Source organism: Azospirillum formosense (assembly GCF_040500525.1).
GTDB lineage: Bacteria > Pseudomonadota > Alphaproteobacteria > Azospirillales > Azospirillaceae > Azospirillum > Azospirillum formosense_A.
The window spans coordinates 953,194-973,882 of sequence record NZ_CP159403.1 but is presented as its reverse complement, the minus strand read 5'-3'; the positions used below and the strand labels follow the sequence as shown (position 1 = coordinate 973,882).

At 69.5% G+C, this 20,689-nt stretch carries 17 protein-coding genes; 5 read left to right on the top strand and 12 right to left on the bottom strand.

Annotation, left to right across the window (positions count from 1 at the left end; genetic code table 11):
• Positions 1-41: 41 nt before the first annotated feature.
• From ABVN73_RS17580 to hflX, 5 genes are all read right to left on the bottom strand, one after another.
• Positions 42-992, bottom strand: coding sequence for a histidine kinase dimerization/phosphoacceptor domain -containing protein (locus tag ABVN73_RS17580; protein ID WP_353859580.1), 951 nt, complete (start codon positions 990-992; stop codon positions 42-44).
• A gap of 216 nt (positions 993-1,208) precedes the next feature.
• Positions 1,209-3,224, bottom strand: coding sequence for a hypothetical protein (locus tag ABVN73_RS17575; RefSeq protein WP_353859579.1), 2,016 nt, complete (start codon positions 3,222-3,224; stop codon positions 1,209-1,211).
• A 293-nt stretch (positions 3,225-3,517) separates the two neighbouring features.
• Positions 3,518-5,383, bottom strand: a complete 1,866-nt coding sequence (ilvD, locus tag ABVN73_RS17570; protein WP_353859578.1) for a dihydroxy-acid dehydratase — start codon at positions 5,381-5,383, stop codon at positions 3,518-3,520.
• Positions 5,384-5,550: 167 nt separating this feature from the next.
• The gene (locus tag ABVN73_RS17565; RefSeq protein WP_353859577.1) at positions 5,551-5,997 is read right to left on the bottom strand and encodes a DUF2934 domain-containing protein; all 447 of its coding nucleotides are present in this window, start codon (positions 5,995-5,997) and stop codon (positions 5,551-5,553) included.
• Between the two features lie 124 nt (positions 5,998-6,121).
• Positions 6,122-7,543 carry a GTPase HflX gene (hflX, locus tag ABVN73_RS17560; RefSeq protein ID WP_353859576.1) on the bottom strand — a complete coding sequence of 474 codons (1,422 nt, stop codon included), beginning with the start codon at positions 7,541-7,543 and terminating at the stop codon, positions 6,122-6,124.
• 146 nt (positions 7,544-7,689) lie between these two features.
• Here hflX and ABVN73_RS17555 point away from each other — a divergent pair, with 146 nt between their 5' ends.
• The 4 genes from ABVN73_RS17555 (at position 7,690) to ABVN73_RS17540 (ending at position 11,155) form a co-directional block, all read left to right on the top strand.
• A complete protein-coding gene (locus ABVN73_RS17555) occupies positions 7,690-9,336 on the top strand; it encodes a hypothetical protein (protein WP_353859575.1) in 1,647 nt (548 codons plus the stop codon).
• Between the two features lie 56 nt (positions 9,337-9,392).
• Positions 9,393-10,127, top strand: coding sequence for a helix-turn-helix domain-containing protein (locus ABVN73_RS17550; protein ID WP_353859574.1), 735 nt, complete (start codon positions 9,393-9,395; stop codon positions 10,125-10,127).
• A gap of 137 nt (positions 10,128-10,264) precedes the next feature.
• Positions 10,265-10,693 (top strand): phasin family protein, encoded by a 429-nt coding sequence (locus ABVN73_RS17545; RefSeq protein ID WP_183178542.1) that lies wholly within the window; start codon positions 10,265-10,267, stop codon positions 10,691-10,693.
• Positions 10,694-10,819: 126 nt separating this feature from the next.
• Positions 10,820-11,155 carry a tRNA-binding protein gene (locus tag ABVN73_RS17540; protein WP_353859573.1) on the top strand — a complete coding sequence of 112 codons (336 nt, stop codon included), beginning with the start codon at positions 10,820-10,822 and terminating at the stop codon, positions 11,153-11,155.
• Positions 11,156-11,220: 65 nt separating this feature from the next.
• Here ABVN73_RS17540 and rimO read toward each other — a convergent pair whose 3' ends face one another.
• A complete protein-coding gene (gene rimO, locus ABVN73_RS17535; protein WP_137116378.1) occupies positions 11,221-12,585 on the bottom strand; it encodes a 30S ribosomal protein S12 methylthiotransferase RimO in 1,365 nt (454 codons plus the stop codon).
• A 348-nt stretch (positions 12,586-12,933) separates the two neighbouring features.
• On the opposite strand from rimO, the gene ABVN73_RS17530 reads away from it, so the two are divergent.
• Positions 12,934-13,371 (top strand): MarR family winged helix-turn-helix transcriptional regulator, encoded by a 438-nt coding sequence (locus ABVN73_RS17530; RefSeq protein ID WP_094302447.1) that lies wholly within the window; start codon positions 12,934-12,936, stop codon positions 13,369-13,371.
• A gap of 117 nt (positions 13,372-13,488) precedes the next feature.
• On the opposite strand, the gene ABVN73_RS17525 is transcribed toward ABVN73_RS17530, so the two are convergent.
• The 6 genes from ABVN73_RS17525 to ABVN73_RS17500 form a co-directional block, all read right to left on the bottom strand.
• Complete coding sequence (locus tag ABVN73_RS17525; RefSeq protein ID WP_353859572.1) at positions 13,489-13,719, bottom strand: formate dehydrogenase subunit delta; 231 nt, start codon at positions 13,717-13,719, stop codon at positions 13,489-13,491.
• 24 nt (positions 13,720-13,743) lie between these two features.
• Positions 13,744-14,553, bottom strand: a complete 810-nt coding sequence (fdhD, locus tag ABVN73_RS17520; protein ID WP_353859571.1) for a formate dehydrogenase accessory sulfurtransferase FdhD — start codon at positions 14,551-14,553, stop codon at positions 13,744-13,746.
• A 28-nt stretch (positions 14,554-14,581) separates the two neighbouring features.
• Entirely contained in the window at positions 14,582-17,398 is a 2,817-nt protein-coding gene (gene fdhF / locus ABVN73_RS17515; RefSeq protein WP_353859570.1) for a formate dehydrogenase subunit alpha, read from the bottom strand.
• 19 nt (positions 17,399-17,417) lie between these two features.
• Positions 17,418-18,983 (bottom strand): NADH-ubiquinone oxidoreductase-F iron-sulfur binding region domain-containing protein, encoded by a 1,566-nt coding sequence (locus ABVN73_RS17510; RefSeq protein WP_353859569.1) that lies wholly within the window; start codon positions 18,981-18,983, stop codon positions 17,418-17,420.
• Positions 18,980-19,468 (bottom strand): formate dehydrogenase subunit gamma, encoded by a 489-nt coding sequence (locus ABVN73_RS17505; RefSeq protein WP_014197167.1) that lies wholly within the window; start codon positions 19,466-19,468, stop codon positions 18,980-18,982. Before ABVN73_RS17505 ends, ABVN73_RS17510 begins: the two co-directional genes overlap by 4 nt.
• Positions 19,469-19,624: 156 nt before the next feature.
• The gene (locus tag ABVN73_RS17500; protein WP_353859568.1) at positions 19,625-20,569 is read right to left on the bottom strand and encodes a LysR family transcriptional regulator; all 945 of its coding nucleotides are present in this window, start codon (positions 20,567-20,569) and stop codon (positions 19,625-19,627) included.
• Positions 20,570-20,689: the final 120 nt, after the last annotated feature.

Sequence of the window (20,689 nt, the reverse complement as noted above, 5' to 3'; positions counted from 1 at the left end):
GACTTTTGCCCAATTGCCGCGCCGCTGTCCACCGGCGCCCGTCAGGACGGGGTGGTCTGGGACAGAACCAGCCGGGCCGTGGTGCCCTGTCCGCGCGACCCGGTCATGCTGAAGGTCGCCCCGATCTGGGCCGCCAGCGAACTGACGATCTTCAGGCCGAGACTGGAGGGACGGGTCAGGGTGAAGCCCTCGGGCAGGCCCGCCCCGTTGTCGCACACGGTCAGAACCAACTCCCCGCCGCCCGCTTGCAGGTCGACGCCGATCCGTCCGGCCTCGCCGTTGGGGAAGCCGTGCTCCAGGGCGTTGCTGACCAGTTCGGCGAGGATGAGGGCGAGCGGGATCAGGGTGTCCGGCGACAGATCGGATTCGGCGGCGCTGACCGTGCAGTCGATCCGCTCCGCCCCGGACGTCTTGAGGATGTCCTGGCACAACTCGCGCAGGAACGGCTCCATGTCCATCGGCCCGTCATGGGGCGCGTGGAGCCGGCGGTGCAGGCGGCCGAGCGTCGACAGCCGTCCGGCGGCCTCCTCCAGCGCGCGGCGGGCTTCGGGGTCCTTCACCTTGGACTTCTGGATCGCGATCAGCGACGAGGCGAGCTGAAGGTTGTTCGAGACGCGGTGCTGAAGCTCGCTGAACATCACCTGGCTCTGCTGCGTCAGGCGGGCGCTGCGGTTGCGCTCCTCCGCCAGCCGCTCCAGCGCCACGTTCATGATGTGGATCACGGCGATGTCCACCGCCACGACCAGCGCGAAGAAGCCCAGAGCCAGCGCGCTGCCGGGAGCGAGGTCGAGCGATTGGTTGGGGCCGAGGAAGAAGTACCAGGAGGCCATCCCGCTCAGCAGAGCTGTCAGGATGCCCGGCCACAGCCCGGCGAGGAAGGTGGTGACGATGACCGCCGGGAAGAAGGTCAGGAAGGGAAACCCCGCCGGCAACCGGTCGTCCAAGGCAAGGCGCGCGACCAAGGCGACGGCAAAGGCCGCCAACGCGAACATGAACCCCAAACCCTTGTGCCCGCGCAATCGGGAGAGCTGCGCAAGAGTCATAGGCGGCGGTCGTCCGTTTCGAAAGCAGGGAACGGACGATGCCGTCCGCGGGGAAGAGCGTCTACGATATGGAGATTCGTATGCGAACGCACCGCCTTTTATGCGGGTGCTTGGCAAATTAAGTTCGATCTTCGTGGCGTTTGTCCAGCGCTTGGCGGCGGGACTTCACCCGGCCGTTGCGGTCTTGCGCAGATCGGCGCATTGCGCCAGCACCGGCGCCATTGAGCGCCGCGTGGCGATGCGGGCGGCCTCCTCCAGGGAGTGCCGGGCCGCGGCGGCGTTTCCCTGCGCGGCCAGTCCGCGGGCCAGCGCAAGTCGTGCCCAGGCCTCGTCGCCGGCCTGACCGGCGCCCGCGGCCTTTTCGGCGGCGTCGCGGGCGTTGCGGACGGTGTCATCCGGCTGGCCGGACAGCAGGGCGGCCTCGGCGATCCAGATGAGGATCTGCGGCTCATGGCGTCGGATGCCGAGCATCCGGGCATGCTCCCGGCTGCCCAGCAGCAGGGACGCCCCGTCGTTGAGCGCCCCCGTGCGGGCCAGCGCGTAGCCCAAAGCCCCGAGGACGAGCGGCTGGCAGGCGTGCAGACGGATCGTCTCGGTGATGGCGACGGCCCGCTTCAGGGGCTCCACCGCCACGGCGTAGCGCTGTGCGGTCAAGGCGGCCCAGCCGACATGCAGACAGGCCATGGCGCGTGACGCGGCGTGGCCGCCGTCCTCCGCCTGGGCAAGCGCTGCATGGGCCAGCCGCGTAGCCTCCTGCGGATCGCCCAGTTCCGCCCGGCAGCGCGCCCGGTGCGCGGCGATGCACACTGGAGCCAGAGCGATCGGGCCGTGGAGATGGCGCGTCTCCCGCCGGTGCGCCGGGTCGTCGGGCAAGTCGGCGATCAGGTCGGCAGCGGCGCGCAGGACGGTGTCGGCGTGGCGGAAGCGGCCCGCTTCGGTCAAGCCACGGCCGAGATTGACGAGCGTTTGGACCTGCTGCCTGGGGCTCCTGGTGTGCCGCCAGATCCGCAAAGCCCGCAGGCCGGTCCGCCGGGCCGCCGGCAGGTTGCCGCCGACCCAGCGCAGGGTTGCCAGAATCGACAGCGCGCGCGCGGTGCGCATCGGGTCGCCAAGATCCTCGGCGAGCGCATGGGCCCTCTCCGCCGCCTTGATCGCGCTGCCGTCCGCTGGGGCTTGGGTGCGCGCCAAGGCGGTCCACAGATCGATGCGGCGTTGCGCGTGCCGCCGCGTCGCGGGCAAGCGGTCCAGCGCGGACAGCGCGGCCATGTAAAGACGGACGGCGTCGGCGGGACGGCAGTCCGCCTCCGCCCGCCGTCCGGCGTGACGCGCGCAGGCGCAGGCCAGAGCCCATTCCCCGGCCAGTGGCGCGTGATGGGCCATCCACTCGATCCGTTCCGGCCGCCGGTCCCGGCGCAGCGCCTCCAACAAGGCGGCGTGCGGCGCCGGATCATCGGCTTCCGTGCCCGCGCCCGCTGGGCCGCCGTCTGCTGGGCCGCCATCCGCTTCCGGCAGGAGCAGGCGCCGTGCCGTGACGGGGGGCGTCCATCCGCCGGGCCGCACGCAGGACGCCGGTGAGCGGATGGCGATCAAGCACAGCCGAGCGTCCTCGACGGCGTTGGCCAGAGCGTTGAGCAGCGGCACCGTCAAGCCGCGTGCCCACTGGGCATTCTCCACAACGACCAGGACCGGGCGTTCGTAGCAGAGGTCCAGCATGGTGGCGGCCAGCCCCTCCACCTGGAAATCCGCCCTTTGCGCGCCGTCGAGCCCCAGCCAGAGCGGTTGGTGCGACGGCAGGCCCAGCAGGCCGCGCACCGCCGCTCCGGCCAGTTCGCCGCCGCCGCGCTCGGCGGTCAGGGCGATGTTGCGACGGGCCTCGTCCGGGTGGCCGTCGGCCAAAGGCAGGAGGCTGAGGGCCACGGCTTCGAGATCGTCGGGTCCGCCCAGCGGTGGCAGAAGCGATTGCGGCCAGCGCAGGACGCTGAATCCGGCCGCGGCGGGGCTGTGGACGAGGGCGGCGATCAGGCGGCCGGCCTCCGCCGCCGCGGTCACGGCCAGGATGGAACCGATGCCTTCCTCGGCGCGGCGCAGGGCATCCGCGATGTCCGCCAGCGCGCGCCGGAACGCGGCACCCGAGGGTGTCGCTTCGGCATCCTCCCGGACGACGGACCGCGGCCGCGCCATCGGCTTCCCCGTGGTGTTGATCTTACGGACCGCGCGTTCCGTTCCGGCATGCCGGCGCATGCCCAAGGACAATGACAGATTTCGCGATCGAAAGCCTGCGCTTCTTTCGGTGATAGTGCGGGGGGATCGGAGACATACTGCCGCATGCCCTTCCGCCGCCCGTTGCCCCCGCAAAGCGAAACGGCACCGTGGATTGCCGCGGTGCCGTTCGTTGCTGTGGGGTGTGCTCACAACCTTTCCGGAAGTCTCAGCCGGAAGGAGCGGGGTCCTTCGGCTGCACTTTCGGCGCCGCGTCAGCGTTTCACGGCGATGCCTTCGACCTGCGACACGTCACGGACCGCGCCGCGGTCGGCGCTGGTGGTCAGGGCGGCGTAGGCGCGCAGAGCCGGCGAGACGACGCGGTTGCGGTTGGCCGGCTTCCAGGCATCGGCGCCCTTGGCGTTCTCGGCGTCGCGGCGGCTTTGCAGCTCTTCCTCGGACACGGCGAGGTTGATCTTGCGGTTGGGGATGTCGATCTCGATCCGGTCGCCGTCCCGGACGAGGCCGATGGCCCCGCCCTGCGCCGCTTCCGGCGAAGCGTGGCCGATCGACAGACCCGAGGTTCCGCCCGAGAAGCGGCCGTCGGTGACCAGGGCGCAGGCCTTGCCCAGCCCCTTCGACTTCAGGTAGCTGGTCGGGTAGAGCATCTCCTGCATGCCGGGGCCGCCGCGCGGGCCTTCGTAACGGATGACGACCACCTCGCCGGCCTTGACGGTGTCGCCCAGGATGGCCTCGACCGCCGCGTCCTGGCTTTCAAAGACGCGGGCCGGGCCGGCGAAGACGAGGTTGGAGGCATCGACGCCCGCCGTCTTCACGATGCAGCCCTTCTCGGCGATGTTGCCGAACAGCACGGCGAGGCCGCCGTCCTTGCTGAAGGCGCTGTCGACCGAGCGGATGACGCCCTTGTCGCGGTCGAGGTCCAGGTCCGGCCAGCGCTTCTCCTGGCTGAAGGCGATGGTCGTCGGGATGCCGCCGGGGGCGGCCTTGAACATGGTGTGGACGCCCTCGTCCTGGGTGCGCTTGACGTCCCAGCGGTCCAGCGCCTCGCCCAGCGTCTTGGCGTGGACGGTCGCGACGTCGCGGTTCAGCAGGCCGCCGCGGTCGAGTTCGCCCAGAATGCCGAAGATGCCGCCGGCCTTGTGCACGTCCTCGATGTGGACGTCGGACACCGCCGGGGCGACCTTGCAGACGTTCGGCACGCGGCGCGACAGCCGGTCGATGTCGGCCATGGTGAAGGGCACCTGGCCCTCCTGCGCGGCGGCCAGCAGGTGCAGCACCGTGTTGGTGGAGCCGCCCATGGCGATGTCGAGCGTCATGGCGTTCTCGAACGCCTCGAAGGTGGCGATGCCGCGGGGCAGGGCGGTGGCGTCCTCCTCCTGGTACCAGCGGCGGCACAGCTCCACCGCCATGCGGCCGGCGGCCAGGAACAGCTCCTTGCGGTCGGCGTGGGTCGCCAGGATGGTGCCGTTGCCGGGCAGCGAGAGGCCCAGCGCCTCGGTCAGGCAGTTCATGGAATTGGCGGTGAACATGCCGGAGCAGGAGCCGCAGGTCGGGCAGGAGCCACGCTCCATGACCGCCGCCTCCTCGTCGGTCACCGTCGGGTCGGCGGCGGCGACCATGGCGTCGATCAGGTCCACGGCCTTGGTCTTGCCGCGCCAGTTGACCTTGCCGGCCTCCATCGGACCGCCCGACACGAAGACCGCCGGGATGTTCAGCCGCATGGCCGCCATCAGCATGCCGGGGGTGATCTTGTCGCAGTTGGAGATGCAGACCAGCGCGTCGGCGCAGTGGGCGTTCACCATATACTCGACGGCGTCGGCGATCAGCTCGCGCGAGGGCAGGCTGTAGAGCATGCCGTCGTGGCCCATGGCGATGCCGTCGTCCACCGCGATGGTGTTGAATTCCTTGGCGACGCCGCCGGCCTTCTCGATCTCGCGCGCGACGAGCTGGCCCAGATCCTTCAGGTGGACGTGCCCCGGCACGAACTGGGTGAAGGAGTTGGCAATCGCGATGATCGGCTTGCCGAAATCGCCGTCCTTCATGCCCGTCGCGCGCCACAGGCCGCGGGCGCCCGCCATGTTGCGGCCGTGCGTGGAAGTGCGGGAGCGATAATGCGGCATGTCTCTACCTCAGGGATCGAACATTGCGTGCGGATGCGCAGGGGCAGCAACACTAGCAATCCCGAAGGGCGGAAACCAGACCTCTCGTTCCCTTTCACACTCCATTTTCCGGCATATGGGGCATGGGTGGTCTGCGCGGCAGGGGGATGGAGGGCGTCCCCGTTCCCTCAACCGCGCGAGGCGTCCCGGCGCGACGCCTTCCCGGGTTTTCCGCTGGACGCACCGCCGCGCGAGATCTGTCCACCGGTCTTGGTGGTGCCGGTCTGCTCCGTCCGTCCGGCGGCCACCGCCGACAGATTCTCCGCCGCCGCCCGCGTGCCGCCGCCCCGGCCGGCCTTGGGAGCGGCTTCGCGGGAGGCTTTTGGCTCCGGCTTGGCCTTTGTGGCGGTCGCCTTCGCGGCGGTCGCCTTGGGGCGCCGTGCCGGCGGTGCATCCGGCGCGCTGCTTTCGGTGTCCTCGCTCTGCCGTTCGGCCCGGATCTCGTCGTCGACCTCGGCCTCGGCCTGGGCCCAATGCTCGTCGTGGCGGCCCTCGGGACGGCCTTCACGTTCCCAGATGTCGTGGGCACGCCGGCGCACGCGCTCGGCCCGATCCTGGCCCGGCTTTTCAGTCATGGGGCTGCCTCCTCCTGGTCATGGCGGGTCGGGGTCGCGGACCGGCCTTCCCGTCACAACGCAGGAGAGCGGCGGTGGTTTCAAACCATCCGAGGCGGAGCGCCGAAAGAGGTCGGTTTTCCCCTCAGCGGCTGTCCTGCCCGACGAAGCGGTTCTCGAAACGCGCGGCGTCCGCGGGGGTCAAGGCCACGTGAACGTGCGCCTCCCCGTTCTCGTCCCGCCGGTCCAGCACCTGTCCATGCTCATAGAGCCAGGCCAGGGCGCGCCCGTCCGACAGATTCACGCTCAGCTCCAGCACCTGCCGCCCGGCCGAAATGCGCCGGTCCAGCAACTCCAGCAGATCGTCCAGCCCCTCCCCGGTCAGGGCGGACACGGCGACGGCGCGCTCCTCCCCCTCCATCATCCGCTGGTTGGCGAGGCGCATGTGCAGCGCGCCCCGGGCGGTTGCCGGCATCTGGTCGGTCTTGTTGAGCACCTCGACCACCCGCGGGTCGTTGGCGGCGTCGATCCCGAGATCCGCCAGGACCGAGTCCACGTCGGCCTTCTGCGCCGCCGTGTCGGGGTGCGAGACGTCGCGGACGTGCAGGATCAGATCGGCGGCCTGAACCTCCTCCAGCGTGGCGCGGAAGGCGGCGATGAGCTGGGTCGGCAGTTCCGACACGAAACCCACCGTGTCCGACAGCGCCATGGTCTTGCCGGAGGACAGGACGATCCGGCGCACCGTCGGGTCGAGCGTGGCGAACAGCATGTCCTCGGCGGTGACGCCGGCGCCGGACAGGCGGTTGAACAGCGTCGATTTGCCGGCGTTGGTGTAGCCGACCAAAGCCACCAGCGGGGTGCCGCCGCGTTGCCGGGCGGAGCGGTGCAGTTTGCGCGTCCGCCGCACGTCCTCCAGGTCCGATTTCAGGCGGCTGATGCGCTCGGCGATCAGGCGGCGGTCGAGCTCGAGCTGGCTTTCGCCGGGGCCGCCCAGGAAGCCGAAGCCGCCGCGCTGCCGCTCCAGGTGGGTCCACGACCGCACGAGCCGGGAGCGCTGGTAGGTCAGGGCCGCCAGCTCGACCTGCAACTGGCCCTCGCGGGTCTGGGCGCGCTCCCCGAAGATCTCCAGGATCAGGCCGGTGCGGTCGATCACCTTGGCCATGCAGCGGCGCTCCAGGTTGCGCTGCTGCACCGGACTCAGCGGATGGTCGATCACCACCAGATCGGCGTGGAAGGCTTCGACCATGCCGCCGATCCGCTCGGCGGTGCCGCGCCCGAACAGGGTCGCGGGATCGGGGCGGGCGACGCGGATGACCTCGGCGTGCGGCACCTCCAGGCGGATGGCCTGGGCAAGCGCGATCGCTTCGGACAGCCGCGCGTCGGGCTGGCGTGATCCTCCCTGTCCATGGTGGCCATCCCCGTCATCGGCATGGGCGGGCAGGACGGGAAGGATGACCAGGGCGCGGCCGGAGGAGGGCGGCCGCGCCCCGTCAGGGTCCTGGCCGTGGGCGCTGCGGGAGACGGCGGCGGTGGAACGGGGTGACGGACGGTCGTCAGAATCAGGCATCGGGCTGGCACCGTTCCTATTGGCGAAGGGATTGATCGATCAAGAGTTGCAGGTCCGCAAAAAACAGCCCGCCGCCGCCGCGGTTCCAAAACCGTCCGGAATCGTGCACAAACCGCTGGCGTGTAACCTGTGGACATACTCCGATCATGTCATCACTCGACCGCGGCGCCGCCGCGCCCCATAGGGGCATGACCAACCGCACCACCGGGATGACCGGGGCCGGCCTGCTGGACCGCTGGCCCTGGTGGGGGCTGTGCGCGGCGCTGGCGGCGGTGATGGTGGCGTCGGCTCTGGCGATCGGCTTCCGCACCCCCTACTGGTCGCACGCCGACCAGGATCTGGTGCTGGCCTACCATGGGCTGCTGTTCAGCGAGGGATTGCCCCAGGAGTATTTCGACCATCCCGGCTACACCTACTTCCTGGTGATCGAGGTCTGGTACCGGCTGCTGCACGCTTTGGGGCTGATGCCGGTCATCACCCTGTCCGGCCTGCCGCCCGCCGCCGACACCGCCGCCTACAACGCGGCCTGGCAGAATCTCGTGGAGGCCGGGCGGGCGCTCTCCATCCTCGTCACGACCGTCTTCGCGCTGGTCTACGCCATCCTCGTCCGCGCGCTGGTCGGGGACCGGCGGGTGGCCTTCCTGGCCGCCGTGGTGATGGCTTTCGGCATCGGCCTGTCCACCCAGGCGCGGCAGATGCGCACCGACCTGCTGTCGGCCTCCTTCGTGGTGACGGCGCTTCTTCTCGTGCTGGTCGCCGTCCGCGCCGCGCCGGGCTGGCGGCCCCTTCTGCTGCTCGGGCTGGCCGGCCTGCTGGCCGGGCTGGCGGTGGTGACGAAGATCCAGGCGATCTTCCTGGCGCTGGGCATTCCGGTCATCGCGCTGGCCTTCGGGGGGCGCTTCGTGGGGCAGGGCGGACCGCGTTGGATCGCCGCCGGAATTCTGGTGCTGGCGGCGGGGATCGCGGCGCTGCCGGCGGCGGCCCTGATCCAGCACGGCATCGCCGGCGCCGGCCAGTCGCTCTACCCCTACCGCCCGGTCGGCGGCGGTCTGTCGGGGGTCTATCAGGGGATCATCATCGGCTGGGTCTTCCTGGGCATGGCCGTCTACGCGGCGGTGTGGCGGGTGCGCCTGTCCTACGCGGTGGCGGCCATGGCGGCGGTCGCGCTCGGGCTGGCGCTCGGCGTGCTGGCCCTGACGATCCGCCCCCATGAGCAGAACGTGATCGCCGTCGCCAACCTGATCGAGCACATGTTCGTCTTCACCACCTGGAAGCATCAGGCGGCGCTCCAGGGCCAGGAGCAGGTGCTCTCCGACGGGCTGGTGACGCTGCTGGCGAAGGGGCTTTGGCGCACGCTGGCGATCCGCACCATCGTCCTCCACCCCGACAACATCCCGCAGACCGTCGTGGTGGAGTGGTTCATCATCGGCGGCTGCATCGTCCTGTGGCGCCGGGGGGAGCGGGCGGCCGCGGCCCAGGCGGCGCTTCTGCTGCTGGTCGCCTGGGGGCTGGAGACGCTGTTCTCCCTGCGCGGTTTCCAGCGGGCCTACGCCGCCTACACCGACCCGCTGATGGGGCTCGCCGCGGCCTGGGTGCTGCTGCGCCTGCCCGGCCTGCTGGACCGCGTCCGGACACGGCGCTGGATCGTCGGCGTGGTGGCGCTGGTGGTGGTGGTCGCCCAGGTCTGGCCGGCCATCGAGGCCATCCGCCTGCCCAACCCCGCCGGCCAGTGCGGCTGGATTCCCACCTATATGAAGCGCGTCGAGCCCTTCCCCTTCTGCCGCCCCGGTTGAGGTGCGGCGCGGGCGTCCCACATCATGGGGACAGGCTGACCACGAGGTTCGACCCCATGGACGACACCGCCGACACCCGCTGGAAGACCGATCCCGAAGCCCCCGACTCCGCGGGTCGCGCCGCGGAAGGGGGAAACGCCGATGAGCTGGACCGGCGGGTGGCCGCCGCGGCGATGCGGCTCGCCGCCGGTCAGGGGTGGCGCAACACCGACCTGCTGGCGATCGCGCGGGCGGCGGAGGTGCCGCCCGGCGTCTTCTACCGCCGTTTCCCCTCCCGCTCCGACGTGCTGGCCGCCGTGTCCCGGGTCGCCGACACCGCGGTCCTTTCCGACGACACCCCGGCCGGTGCCGACGAGAGCGCCCGCGACCGGCTGTTCGACGTGATGATGCGCCGCTACGACGCGTTGCTCCCCTACCGGGACGGGCTGCGCTCGGTCGTCCGCGACCTGCGGCGGGAGCCGCTGACCGCGCTGGCCTTTTCCCGGCACTTCGGGCGGTCGATGGCCTGGATGCTGCGCGCCGCCGGGGTGGACGCCGACCGCGGCGGCGGCGCCATCCTTGCGGCCGGGCTGGGGGCGGTGCAGGCGCGGGTCATGCGCGTCTTCCTTGACGACGACAGCGCCGACCTGTCGCGGACCATGGCGGCGCTCGATTCCGAACTGCGGCGGGCCGAACGCTGGGCTGGGGCATTACGCCGCAGATCCGGGCGCGCCTCTCCCTCCGAACCGCAAGACGTGCCGCAGGGCGCCGGAGAACCGGGCAGGGAACCGGGAAGCGCGTCCGCCGGTTGATGTTCCGTAGGACGCAGTGTAGCCCCTGGTGCGACGCACAAGGGCGTTGACTATCTTTTTGGCAATCTTCATAGTCGCGCCACAGGTTTGCTGCGCCGCAGCACGCCTAATGAATCCTTTCGTCGGGGGTGAGAACCATGGCCAAGCAGACCGGTAACCCGTTCCTCGAATTCGACCTGTCCAAGATGCTGGGCGATTACAAGGTGCCCGGCCTCGACGTCGAGTCGATCCTGGCGAGCCAGCGCAAGAACATCGAGGCGGTGACCGCCGCCAACCAGCTCGCGATCGAGGGTCTGCAGGCCGTTCTCCGCCGCCAGGCCGAGATCGTCCGCTCCTCCGTCGAGGAGGCCGGCACCTATGTGAACCAGGTCGCCGCCGCCGGCACGCCGGAGGAGAAGGCCGCCAAGCAGGCCGAGCTGGTCAAGGTCGCCTTCGAGAAGGCCCTGTCGAACATCAAGGAACTGGCCGAGCTGGTCGCCAAGTCCAACACCGAGGCCGCCGACGTGCTGTCCAAGCGCGTGTCGGAGAGCCTGGACGAGGTCAAGGCCGCCATCGCCAAGAAGTAAGCGCCTCTCCCGCTGGAGACGTGCTGCAAGGGGCCGCCCACCGGGGCGGCCCTTTCGCGTTTCGGCTTCGGCGTCGCCGGTGCTAGCCTTTCCCGCGACCATTGAAGCAGGGCAGAGGCAAGACCCGTGACCATCAGCTACGACGATTTCCTGAAGGTGGACATCCGCGTCGGCACCATCACCGTGGCGGAGCCTTTTCCGGAGGCGCGCAAGCCCGCCTACAAGCTGACCATCGATTTCGGACCGGAGGTCGGGACCCGGCGCAGTTCGGCCCAGATCACCCGCCACTACACGCCGGACGAGCTGGTGGGGCGGCAGGTGCTGGGTGTGGTGAATTTCCCGCCCAAGCGCATCGGCCCCTTCACCAGCGAGGTCCTGTGCCTGGGCCTGCCCGATGCGGAGGGCGAGGTCGTGCTGGTCGGGCCGGGGCAGGGCGTGCCGAACGGCGGCCGGCTGTACTGAGTGAACCAAAGAAAAAGGGCCGGGAGGCTTCGCCGTCCCGGCCTTTTTTCTTTGGTCGACGCCGCTCACTCGGCGCGTTCGATGGAACCCCAGAGGTCGTATTCGTCGGCGTGTTCGATGGTCACGTCCACGATGTCGCCCGGCTTCACGTTCGTCTCGCCGTTCAGGAAGACGTTGCCGTCGATCTCCGGCGCGTCGGCGTAGGAGCGGCCGATGGCGCCCTCCTCGTCGACCTCGTCGATGAGGACGCCCAGCGTGAAGCCGACCTTCTGCTGGAGCCGCTCGGCGCTGATCGCCTTCTGGGTCTCCATGAAGCGCTCCCAGCGCTCCTGCTTGACCTCTTCCGGAACGGCGCCGGGCAGGTCGTTGGCGGTGGCGCCCTCGACCGGCTCGTACTTGAAGCAGCCGACGCGGTCGAGCTGCGCTTCCTTCAGCCAGTCCAGCATGAACTGGAAATCCTCCTCCGTCTCGCCGGGGAAGCCGGTGATGAAGGTGGAGCGCAGCACCAGATGCGGGCATTCCTGCCGCCACTTCCGGATGCGGTCGAGCTGCTTCTCCTGGGCCGCCGGGCGGCGCATCGCCTTCAAGACGGTGGGGGAGGCGTGCTGGAACGGGATGTCGAGATAGGGGAGGATGCGGCCCTCCGCCATCAGCGGGATCACCTCGTCCACATGCGGGTAGGGGTAGACGTAGTGCAGGCGCACCCAGACGTCGAAGTTCGCCAGCTCGCGACAGAGGTCGATGAAGCGGGCCTTCACCTTGCGCCCGTACCAGTCCTCTTCCGCGTATTTGCGGTCGACGCCGTAGGCGCTGGTGTCCTGGGAGATGACCAGCAGCTCCTTGACGCCGGCGGTCGCCAGCTTCTCCGCCTCGCGCAGTACCGAGACGACCGGACGGCTGACCAGATCGCCGCGCAGGGACGGGATGATGCAGAAGCTGCAGCGGTTGTTGCAGCCCTCGGAAATCTTCAGGTAGGCGTAGTGGCGCGGGGTCAGCCGCAGCCCTTCCGGCGGGACCAGATCGGTGAAGGGGTCATGCACCGGCGGCACGGCGTCGTGCACGGCGTTGACCACCTGCTCGTACTGATGGGGACCGGTGACAGCCAGCACGTCCGGATGGACCTGCCGGATCATGTCCGATTCCACGCCCATGCAGCCGGTCACGATGACGCGGCCGTTCTCCTTGATCGCCTCGCCGATGGCCTCCAGCGATTCCTTCTTGGCGGAATCGAGGAAGCCGCAGGTGTTGACCAAAACGACATCCGCGCCGTCGTAGGACGGCGAGATGTCGTAGCCCTCGGCGCGCAGGCGCGTGAGGATGCGCTCGGAGTCGACGAGCGCCTTGGGGCAGCCCAGGCTGACGATCCCCACCTTGGGGGACGAGGCCGGGTTGGTCTTGAAACCGGGAATGGACGGGGGCGTGCTGGTCATGGCGCGCATATATAGGCGAGTCGCGGCGCAACGCCAGACAAAACGCGCGGCGCAGCCCCGACACGAGGTGGTAGGTGCCCTGCGTTGTCTCCGCACCGGTCCGATGAACCGGACGGCGCCACAGGGAGGGTGCGACACCTTGTGCTGGATGAGACTTAAGGTCAATGTTTCGTTTACTGTCCCAATGACGTAGTGTGCGCTCCGTCGTCGGGCGTGGGGGAGTCATGGACTTGCCTACTGGGGTATGTTAGTTTTGTAATCATATAGTCTCTGCATCGTACAGACTCGTTGCCGGCTGTTTCGCTGCGCTCCGGGTCAATTTTTGACAACTGTCGAGACCCCGCTGCCATGTCGAAAAGCCCCCAGTCCCTGGCATCGGCGCAGGCGATCGCCGAGGTCATGATGCACATCGGTCACATCGCCGACAGCATGGGCTACACGCAGGGTTTGAAACCGTCGCAGTGGACGGCGCTGCGCTATTTCGCGCGCGCCAACGACAGCCAGCGGACGGTGTCCGCCTTCGCGGACTTCCACGCGACCACCCGCGGCGCGGCGTCCCAGATGGTCGAGGTTCTGGTGACGAAGGAGTTGCTGACGCGGGTTCCGGTGCCGGAAGACCGCCGCGTCGTGCAGCTTCATCCGACGGAGAAGGCGTTGGCGCTTCTCGAATACGACCCGTTGAAGGATTTCGCCGCGGTCATCGCGGCCCTGCCGGGGCCGGAGCAGTTCCAACTCGCGGACCTGCTGTCGCGCGTGCTCAAGGGGTTGCTGAGCCAGCGGGCCTGAGCAGGAGAGGTGCTGTTGCCCCCTCCCCGGCCCTCCCCCGCTTCGCAGGGGAGGGAACTAAACCCCCTCTCCCGCGAAGCGGGGGAGGGCCGGGGAGGGGGCAAGAACGCCAATGAACTACGCGCTCCCCGCCATCGGCCCCTTCAGCCGCTCGATCGCCTGGGTGACGATCTCGTGCAGGCCCTCGCCGCCGGCGCTGCTGTGCTCCAGAAGGCGCTGGCGCATGCGCGGCTCCCAGAAGGCGCGGATGTGGCCGGCGGTTTCGATCACCGCCTCGTCCTGCGGGTAGGACTGGAAATAGCTGGCGATCTGGTTGGCCATGCGGACGAGTTCGCGTGTGGTGTCCATGGGTCGGTTCCCGGAATAGTGATTTTAACGGAACAGCATGACGCCGTTGCCGCGCGCGCGGGCGGCCAGGGTCATGCCGGCGGCGCGGGCGAGCTTCAGAGCCAGCGCCGTGGGGGCGGAAATGGTGGCGAGCATGGGGATGCCGATGGTCGCGGCCTTCTGGACCAGTTCGAAGCTGCAACGGCTGCTCATCACCGCGAAGCCGCCGGACGGGTCGATGCCCGCGCGGGCCAGCGCGCCGGCCAGCTTGTCGAGCGCGTTGTGCCGCCCGACGTCTTCCCGCGCCATCACGATGCGACCGTCCGGCCCGGCCCAGGCCGCCGCGTGCAACGATCTGTTGGCGCGGTTCATCGGCTGGTGGTCGGGCAGGGCGGTGAAGGCGGCGGCCACCGCCTCCACCGACGGGGTGAAGCCCGCCGTCACCCGCGGCGGTTCGCGCACCGCGTTGGCGAGGCTGTCCACCCCGCACAGGCCGCAGCCGCTCCGCCCTTCCATGGAACGGCGGCGGAGCGAGCCGCGCAGAAGACGCAACGGGTCCGCCTCGATGGACAGGACGATGCCGTCCTCGACCGGGCGGACGTCGACGCGGTCGATGTCGGCGGCGCTGCCGACGATTTCCTCGCACAGGCTGAAGCCGAGCGCGAAGTCCTCCAGATCGGCGGGCGTCGCCATCATCACGGCGTGGGAGCGTCCGTTGTATTCGAACGCCACCGGGGTCTCCTCGGCGACCAGCCACGTCACGTCCGCCGTTCTGGCCGCCTGATTCGCCGCCTGATCGGCGAATTCCGGAAAGCCGGTGCCGCTGGCCGGCAGGGAATGGGCGTGAGTGAGCATGGCTGGTCCTCCGCTGCGCGTTGCCGCTTTACTCCGCCGCCACTTCCACCAGATCGCCGCGGCGGATCTGCCAGTCGGACGGGTGGTTGCTCAGCGTCACCTGCACCGCGGTCACCTTGTATTCGGGGCAGTTGGTGGCCCAATCCGAATTCTCGGTGGTGACCACGTTGGCGCCCGTCACCGGGTGGTGGAAGGTGGTGTAGACCACACCCTGCGGCATCCGGTCGGAGATGCGCGCCCGCAGCGTCGTGGCGCCGATGCGGCTGGCGATGGAGACCAGATCGCCGTCGCGGATGCCCCGCTCCTCGGCGTCGTGGGCGTGGAGTTCCAGAATGTCCTCCGGGTGCCACGCCACGTTGGCGGTACGGCGGGTCTGGGCGCCGACGTTGTAGTGGCTGAGGATGCGGCCCGTCGTCAGGATCAGCGGGTAGAAGCGGGAAGCGCGCTCCTCCGTCGGCACATACTCGGTGATCATGAAGCGGCCCTGGCCGCGGACGAAGCCGTCGGCGTGCATGATCGGCGTGCCGACCGACTCCTCGTCGGTGCAGGGCCACTGCACGCTGCCCACCCGGTCCAGCTTCTCGAAGCTGACGCCGGAGAAGGTGGGGGTCAGGCGGGCGATCTCGTCCATGATCTGCGCGCCGCTGCGGTAGAACATGGGATAGCCCATGGCGGTGGCCAGATCGCAGACGACCTCCCATTCCTGCTTGCCGGTCTTGGACGGCATCACCGGGCGGACGCGGTTGATGCGGCGCTCGGCGTTGGTGAAGGTGCCGTCCTTCTCCAGGAAGGAGGTGCCGGGCAGGAAGACGTGGGCGAAGGCCGCGGTCTCGTTCAGGAACAGGTCCTGCACCACGACGATCTCCATGGCCCGCAGGGCGGCGAACACATGCTGGGTGTTCGGGTCGGACTGGGCGATGTCCTCGCCCTGCACGAAGATGCCCTTGAAGGTGCCGTCCACCGCGGAGTCGAACATGTTGGGGATGCGCAGGCCCGGCTCGGGGTCGAGCGCCGCGTTCCACACCTCCTCGAACTGCTGGCGGACCACATCGTCGGAGACATGGCGGTAGCCGGTCAGCTCGTGCGGGAAGGAGCCCATGTCGCAGGAGCCCTGGACGTTGTTCTGTCCGCGCAGCGGGTTCACGCCGACGCCGTCACGCCCGATGTTGCCGGTCGCCATGGCGAGGTTCGCCATGCCCATCACGGCGGTCGAACCCTGGCTGTGCTCGGTGACGCCCAGGCCGTAATAGATCGCCGCGTTGCCGCCGGTGGCGTAAAGCCGGGCCGCCGCGCGCATCTCCGCCGCCGGGATGCCGGTGTACTGCTCGGTGTTCTCCGGGGAGTGGCGCGGGTCGCGGACGAAGGCTTCCCACCGGGCGAACTCCATCGGGTCGCAACGGTCGGCCACGAAGTTGCGGTCGACCAGTTCCTCGGTGACGATCACATGGGCCAGCGCGTTCATCGCGGCGACGTTGGTGCCGGGACGGAGCTGGAGGTGGTGCGTCGCCGAGACGTGCGGGCTGCGCACGAGGTCGATGCGGCGCGGATCGATGACGATCAGCTTGGCGCCCTGGCGCAGCCGCTTCTTCATGCGCGAGCCGAAGACCGGGTGGCCGTCCGTCGGGTTGGCGCCGATGACCAGGATCACGTCGGACTTGTCGACGCTCTTGAAGTCCTGCGTGCCGGCGGAGGTGCCGAAGGTCTGCTTCAGGCCGTAGCCGGTCGGGGAATGGCAGACGCGGGCGCAGGTGTCGACGTTGTTGTTGCCGAAGGCGGCGCGGATCATCTTCTGGACGACATAAACCTCCTCGTTCGTGCAACGGGACGAGGTGATGCCGCCGATGGAGCCGCGGCCGTATTTCTGCTGGACCGCGCGCAGGCGGGTGGCGGCGTAGGCGATCGCCTCCTCCCAGGACACGACGCGCCACGGATCGTCGATGCTCTCGCGGATCATCGGCTGCATCTGGCGGTCGGCGTGGGTGGCGTAGCCCCAGGCGAAGCGGCCCTTGACGCAGGAATGGCCCTCGTTGGCGCCGCCGTCCTTGTGGGGGACCATGCGGACCACGGTGGTGCCCTTCATCTCCGCCTTGAAGGAGCAGCCGACGCCGCAATAGGCGCAGGTGGTGATGACGCTGTGCTCCGGCTGGCCCAGCTCGATCAGCGACTTCTCGGTCAGGGTCGCGGTCGGGCAGGCCTGGACGCAGGCGCCGCAGGACACGCACTCGCTGTCCATGAACTGTTCCAGCGCGCCCGGCGACACCTTGCTGTCGAAGCCGCGCCCGTCGATGGTCAGGGCGAAGGTGCCCTGGACCTCGCCGCAGGCCCGCACGCAGCGCGAGCAGACGATGCACTTGGACGGGTCGAAGGTGAAGTAGGGGTTGCTCTCGTCCTTCACGGCGGCGCGGTGGTTCTCACCCTCGTAGCCGTAGCGGACGTTGCGCAGGCCGACCGCGCCGGCCATGTCCTGAAGCTCGCAATTGCCGTTGGTCGGGCAGGTCAGGCAATCCAGCGGATGGTCGGAGATGTACAGCTCCATCACGCCGCGGCGCAGACGGCCCAGACGCTCGTTCTGGGTATGCACCTTCATGCCCGGGGCGACCGGCGTGGTGCAGGAGGCCGGCGTGCCGCGCCGTCCCTCGATCTCCACCATGCACAGGCGGCAGGAGCCATAGGCGTCCAGCATGTCGGTGGCGCACAGCTTGGGCACGGTGATGCCGGCCTCCATGGCCGCGCGCATCACCGAGGTGCCTTCCGGCACGGTCACCGTGCGGCCGTCGATGTCCAGCGTCACCATGGTGGCGGACTCGCGGGCCGGGGTGCCGTAATCGATGTCTTGGATGGACATGGGATCTGGTCCTTTCCGCTCACTCGGCCGCGACAGCCGCGGGGCTGCGGGTGAAATCCTCGGGGAAGTGCTTCAGGGCGCTGCGCACCGGGATCGGCGTCATGCCGCCCATGGCGCAGAGCGAGCCGTCGGTCATGACCTCGCACAGGTCGTTGAGCAGCGTGATGTTCGCCTCCACCTTCTCGCCGGCGATGATGTGGTCCATCACCTCGACGCCGCGCACCGCGCCGATGCGGCAGGGGGTACACTTGCCGCAGGATTCGGCGGCGCAGAACTCCATGGCGAAACGGGCCTGCTTGGCCATGTCGACGCTGTCGTCGAAGACGACGATGCCGCCGTGGCCGACCATCGCCTCGACCGCCGCGAAGGCCTCGTAATCCTTCGGCAGCTCGAACAGCGAGGGCGGCAGGTAGGCGCCGAGCGGGCCGCCGGCCTGCACCGCGCGGATCGGGCGCCCGGTGATGGTGCCGCCGCCGAACTCGTAGAGCAGCTCGTGCAGGGTGACGCCGAAGGCCTTCTCGACGATGCCGCCGTGCTTGATGTTGCCGGCGAGCTGGAAGGCCAGCGTGCCGCGCGAGCGGCCGACGCCGAAGTCGCGGTAGTGGTTGGCGCCTTTGTCCAGGATGATCGGGACGGAGGTCAGCGACAGCACGTTGTTGACGACGGTCGGCTTGCCGAACAGGCCCTCCAGCGCCGGCAGCGGCGGCTTGGCCCGGACGGTGCCGCGCTTGCCCTCCAGGCTTTCCAGCATGGAGGTCTCCTCGCCGCAGATGTAGGCGCCGGCGCCGACGCGGACGTCGAGGTGGAAGCGGTGGCCGGTGCCGTGGATCTCGTCGCCCAGCCACTTCTCGTCATAGGCCAGCCGGATCGCCTCGCGCATCGTCGCGACGGCGTGCGGGTATTCGGAGCGGATGTAGATGTAGCCCTCGGTGGCGCCCACCGCGATGGCGGCGATGGTCATGCCCTCGATCAGGCAGAAGGGGTCGCCTTCCATGATCATGCGGTCGGCGAAGGTGCCGCTGTCGCCCTCGTCGGCGTTGCAGCAGATGTACTTCTGGTCCGCCTTGGCGTTCAGCACCGTGTTCCACTTGATGCCGGTCGGGAAGCCGGCGCCGCCGCGGCCGCGCAGGCCGGACTCGGTGACCTCGGTGACGATCTCCGCCGGGGTCATGGCGAGCGCCCGCTCCAGCCCGCGGAAGCCGCCGTGCAGCCGGTAATCCTCGACCGACAGCGGGTCGATGATGCCGCAGCGGGCGAAGGTCAGCCGCTCCTGCTTGGCGAAGTAGGGGATCTTCTCGGTCAGGCCGTGGGCCAGGGCGTGGTCGGCGCCCTCCAGGAAGCCGGCGTCGAACAGCCCGGCCACGTCCTCGGCCATCACCGGGCCGTAGGCGACGCGGCCCTCGGGAGTCTCCACCTCGACCAGGGTCTCCAGCCAGAGCATGCCGCGGGAACCGTTGCGGACGATGCGCAGCGGGATGCCGCGCCGGGTGGCTTCCGCGCGGATGGCGGCGGCGGTCTCGTCGGCGCCCACCGACAGGGCGGCGGCGTCGCGCGGCACGTAAACCGTGTGCAGGGGCTCGTTCATCGCGCGGCCTCCGTGGCCAGGGTGGAGGCGGTGATGGCGTCGAAGCGGGCCGGGCTGACCCGGCCGTGCAGCGTCTCGTCGACCATCACGGCGGGGGCCAGGGCGCAGTTGCCCAGGCAGAAGACCGGCTCCAGCGAGAAGGCGTCGTCGGCGGTGGTCTCGTGGAAATCCACCTTCAGGCGGCGGCGGATGTGCTCGATCAGCCCGTCGGCGTTCATCGACTGGCAGGCCTCGGCTCGGCAGACCTTGATGGTGTGGCGGCCGGGACGGCTGCGGCGGAACTCGTGGTAGAAGGACACCACCCCGTGCACGTCGGCGCGCGACAGGTTCAGCTCACGCGCCAGCAGCGGGATGGCCTCCTCGTCGATGCAGCCGAACTCTTCCTGCAGAGCGTGCAGCATCGGCAGCAGGGCCCCGCGCAGGTGACGGTTGGCGGCGATCACCGCCGTGGCGCGGTCCTCGCTCCATGGAGATCGGGCGTTCATGGTCTCCTCCCCCGCGTCCGCCTGGATCGGCGGCGCTTCGTTGGTGTCTCGTCCGTCAGCGTTACGGACATTGGAGGAGGCGCGCAAATTTGATTTTCTGATGCGGTGATAGGGTTTCGCTATCACCACACGGATCGCGCGGTTATGTCCTTGAGATCATAGCCCTTTTGGCAGGCCCCAGGGGGCCAGGGCCTCGTCGGTCAAGGCGCGCACGCGCTCGGCGAGGCCCGGTTCGGCGGCGACGGAGGCCAGCGCCTTGGCGAGCGGGGCCGGCGGATCGCGGTCGGCGTAGACGAGTCCGACGGCGTAGGTCAGGTCGGGCTCGGTCAGCGGCAGGGCGACCAGATCGGGGTGGAGCGCGACCAGGGTGAGGAGCTGGCTGGGCACCACGCTGGCCGCCAGACCGCTGCGCACGATGGTGTAGATGGTGACGATGGAGTTCGTCTCCATCAGCGGAACCACCGTCCGGTCGGCCATGCGGAAGGCGGTGTCGGCGATGCGGCGGTTCTGCATGTCCGGGGTGAGCAGGCACAGCGGCAGTTTCGCCGCGTCCGCCCAGCGGATGCCGGTGGCGCCCTCCCGGACCTGGCGGCGCTGGGCCAGGAGGAAGTAGCGCTCCGAGAAGAGCGGCACGGTGCGGACGTTGCTCAGCGGCTCGTTGTCGAGGTAGGTGACGGCGGCGTCCAGCTCGAACCCGTCGAGGTCGCGCTGGATGTCCCGCGAGCTGAGCGAACGCACGCTGGAGCGGATCTGCGGGTAGCGCTCGGCGAAGCGGGCCAGCACATGGGGGACGGCGGGCAGAGCGGTCGGGATGGCGCCGATCCGCAGATGGCCGGACAGGCCCTGGCCGAGCGCCGTCAGCTCCTGGTACAGCCCGTCCCGTTCCGCGACGATGCGGCGCGCGTATTCGAGCACCTTCAGCCCTTCCGGCGTGAAGCCGGAGAATTTCTGCCCGCGCTCGACGATGGGCACGCGCAGTTCGTCCTCGAGCTGGCGGATGGCGTTGGACAGCGTCGGCTGGGAGACGTGGCAGGCCTCCGCCGCCCGGCCGAAATGCTGCTCGCGCGCCAAGGCCAGCAGATAGACGAATTTGCGGAACACAGTCCCCTCCCAAGCGTGATGGGCCGGTGCCCGCCCGTGGCCCGCTTCCGGGCATCGCGCACGTTATGCCGAATTGGACACACCGGTGGCAAGGACGGAGACGCCGTGCCGGCCGACGTC

What these genes read in the sequence shown, in the direction of transcription:
- ABVN73_RS17580 (WP_353859580.1), bottom strand. Translation starts at nt 992, where the DNA reads ATGTTCGCGTTGGCGGCCTTTGCCGTCGCCTTGGTCGCGCGCCTTGCC.
- ABVN73_RS17575 (WP_353859579.1), bottom strand. Translation starts at nt 3,224, where the DNA reads ATGGCGCGGCCGCGGTCCGTCGTCCGGGAGGATGCCGAAGCGACACCC.
- ilvD (WP_353859578.1), bottom strand. Translation starts at nt 5,383, where the DNA reads ATGCCGCATTATCGCTCCCGCACTTCCACGCACGGCCGCAACATGGCG.
- ABVN73_RS17565 (WP_353859577.1), bottom strand. Translation starts at nt 5,997, where the DNA reads ATGACTGAAAAGCCGGGCCAGGATCGGGCCGAGCGCGTGCGCCGGCGT.
- hflX (WP_353859576.1), bottom strand. Translation starts at nt 7,543, where the DNA reads ATGCCTGATTCTGACGACCGTCCGTCACCCCGTTCCACCGCCGCCGTC.
- ABVN73_RS17555 (WP_353859575.1), top strand. Translation starts at nt 7,690, where the DNA reads ATGTCATCACTCGACCGCGGCGCCGCCGCGCCCCATAGGGGCATGACC.
- ABVN73_RS17550 (WP_353859574.1), top strand. Translation starts at nt 9,393, where the DNA reads ATGGACGACACCGCCGACACCCGCTGGAAGACCGATCCCGAAGCCCCC.
- ABVN73_RS17545 (WP_183178542.1), top strand. Translation starts at nt 10,265, where the DNA reads ATGGCCAAGCAGACCGGTAACCCGTTCCTCGAATTCGACCTGTCCAAG.
- rimO (WP_137116378.1), bottom strand. Translation starts at nt 12,585, where the DNA reads ATGACCAGCACGCCCCCGTCCATTCCCGGTTTCAAGACCAACCCGGCC.
- ABVN73_RS17530 (WP_094302447.1), top strand. Translation starts at nt 12,934, where the DNA reads ATGTCGAAAAGCCCCCAGTCCCTGGCATCGGCGCAGGCGATCGCCGAG.
- ABVN73_RS17525 (WP_353859572.1), bottom strand. Translation starts at nt 13,719, where the DNA reads ATGGACACCACACGCGAACTCGTCCGCATGGCCAACCAGATCGCCAGC.
- fdhD (WP_353859571.1), bottom strand. Translation starts at nt 14,553, where the DNA reads ATGCTCACTCACGCCCATTCCCTGCCGGCCAGCGGCACCGGCTTTCCG.
- fdhF (WP_353859570.1), bottom strand. Translation starts at nt 17,398, where the DNA reads ATGTCCATCCAAGACATCGATTACGGCACCCCGGCCCGCGAGTCCGCC.
- ABVN73_RS17510 (WP_353859569.1), bottom strand. Translation starts at nt 18,983, where the DNA reads ATGAACGAGCCCCTGCACACGGTTTACGTGCCGCGCGACGCCGCCGCC.
- ABVN73_RS17505 (WP_014197167.1), bottom strand. Translation starts at nt 19,468, where the DNA reads ATGAACGCCCGATCTCCATGGAGCGAGGACCGCGCCACGGCGGTGATC.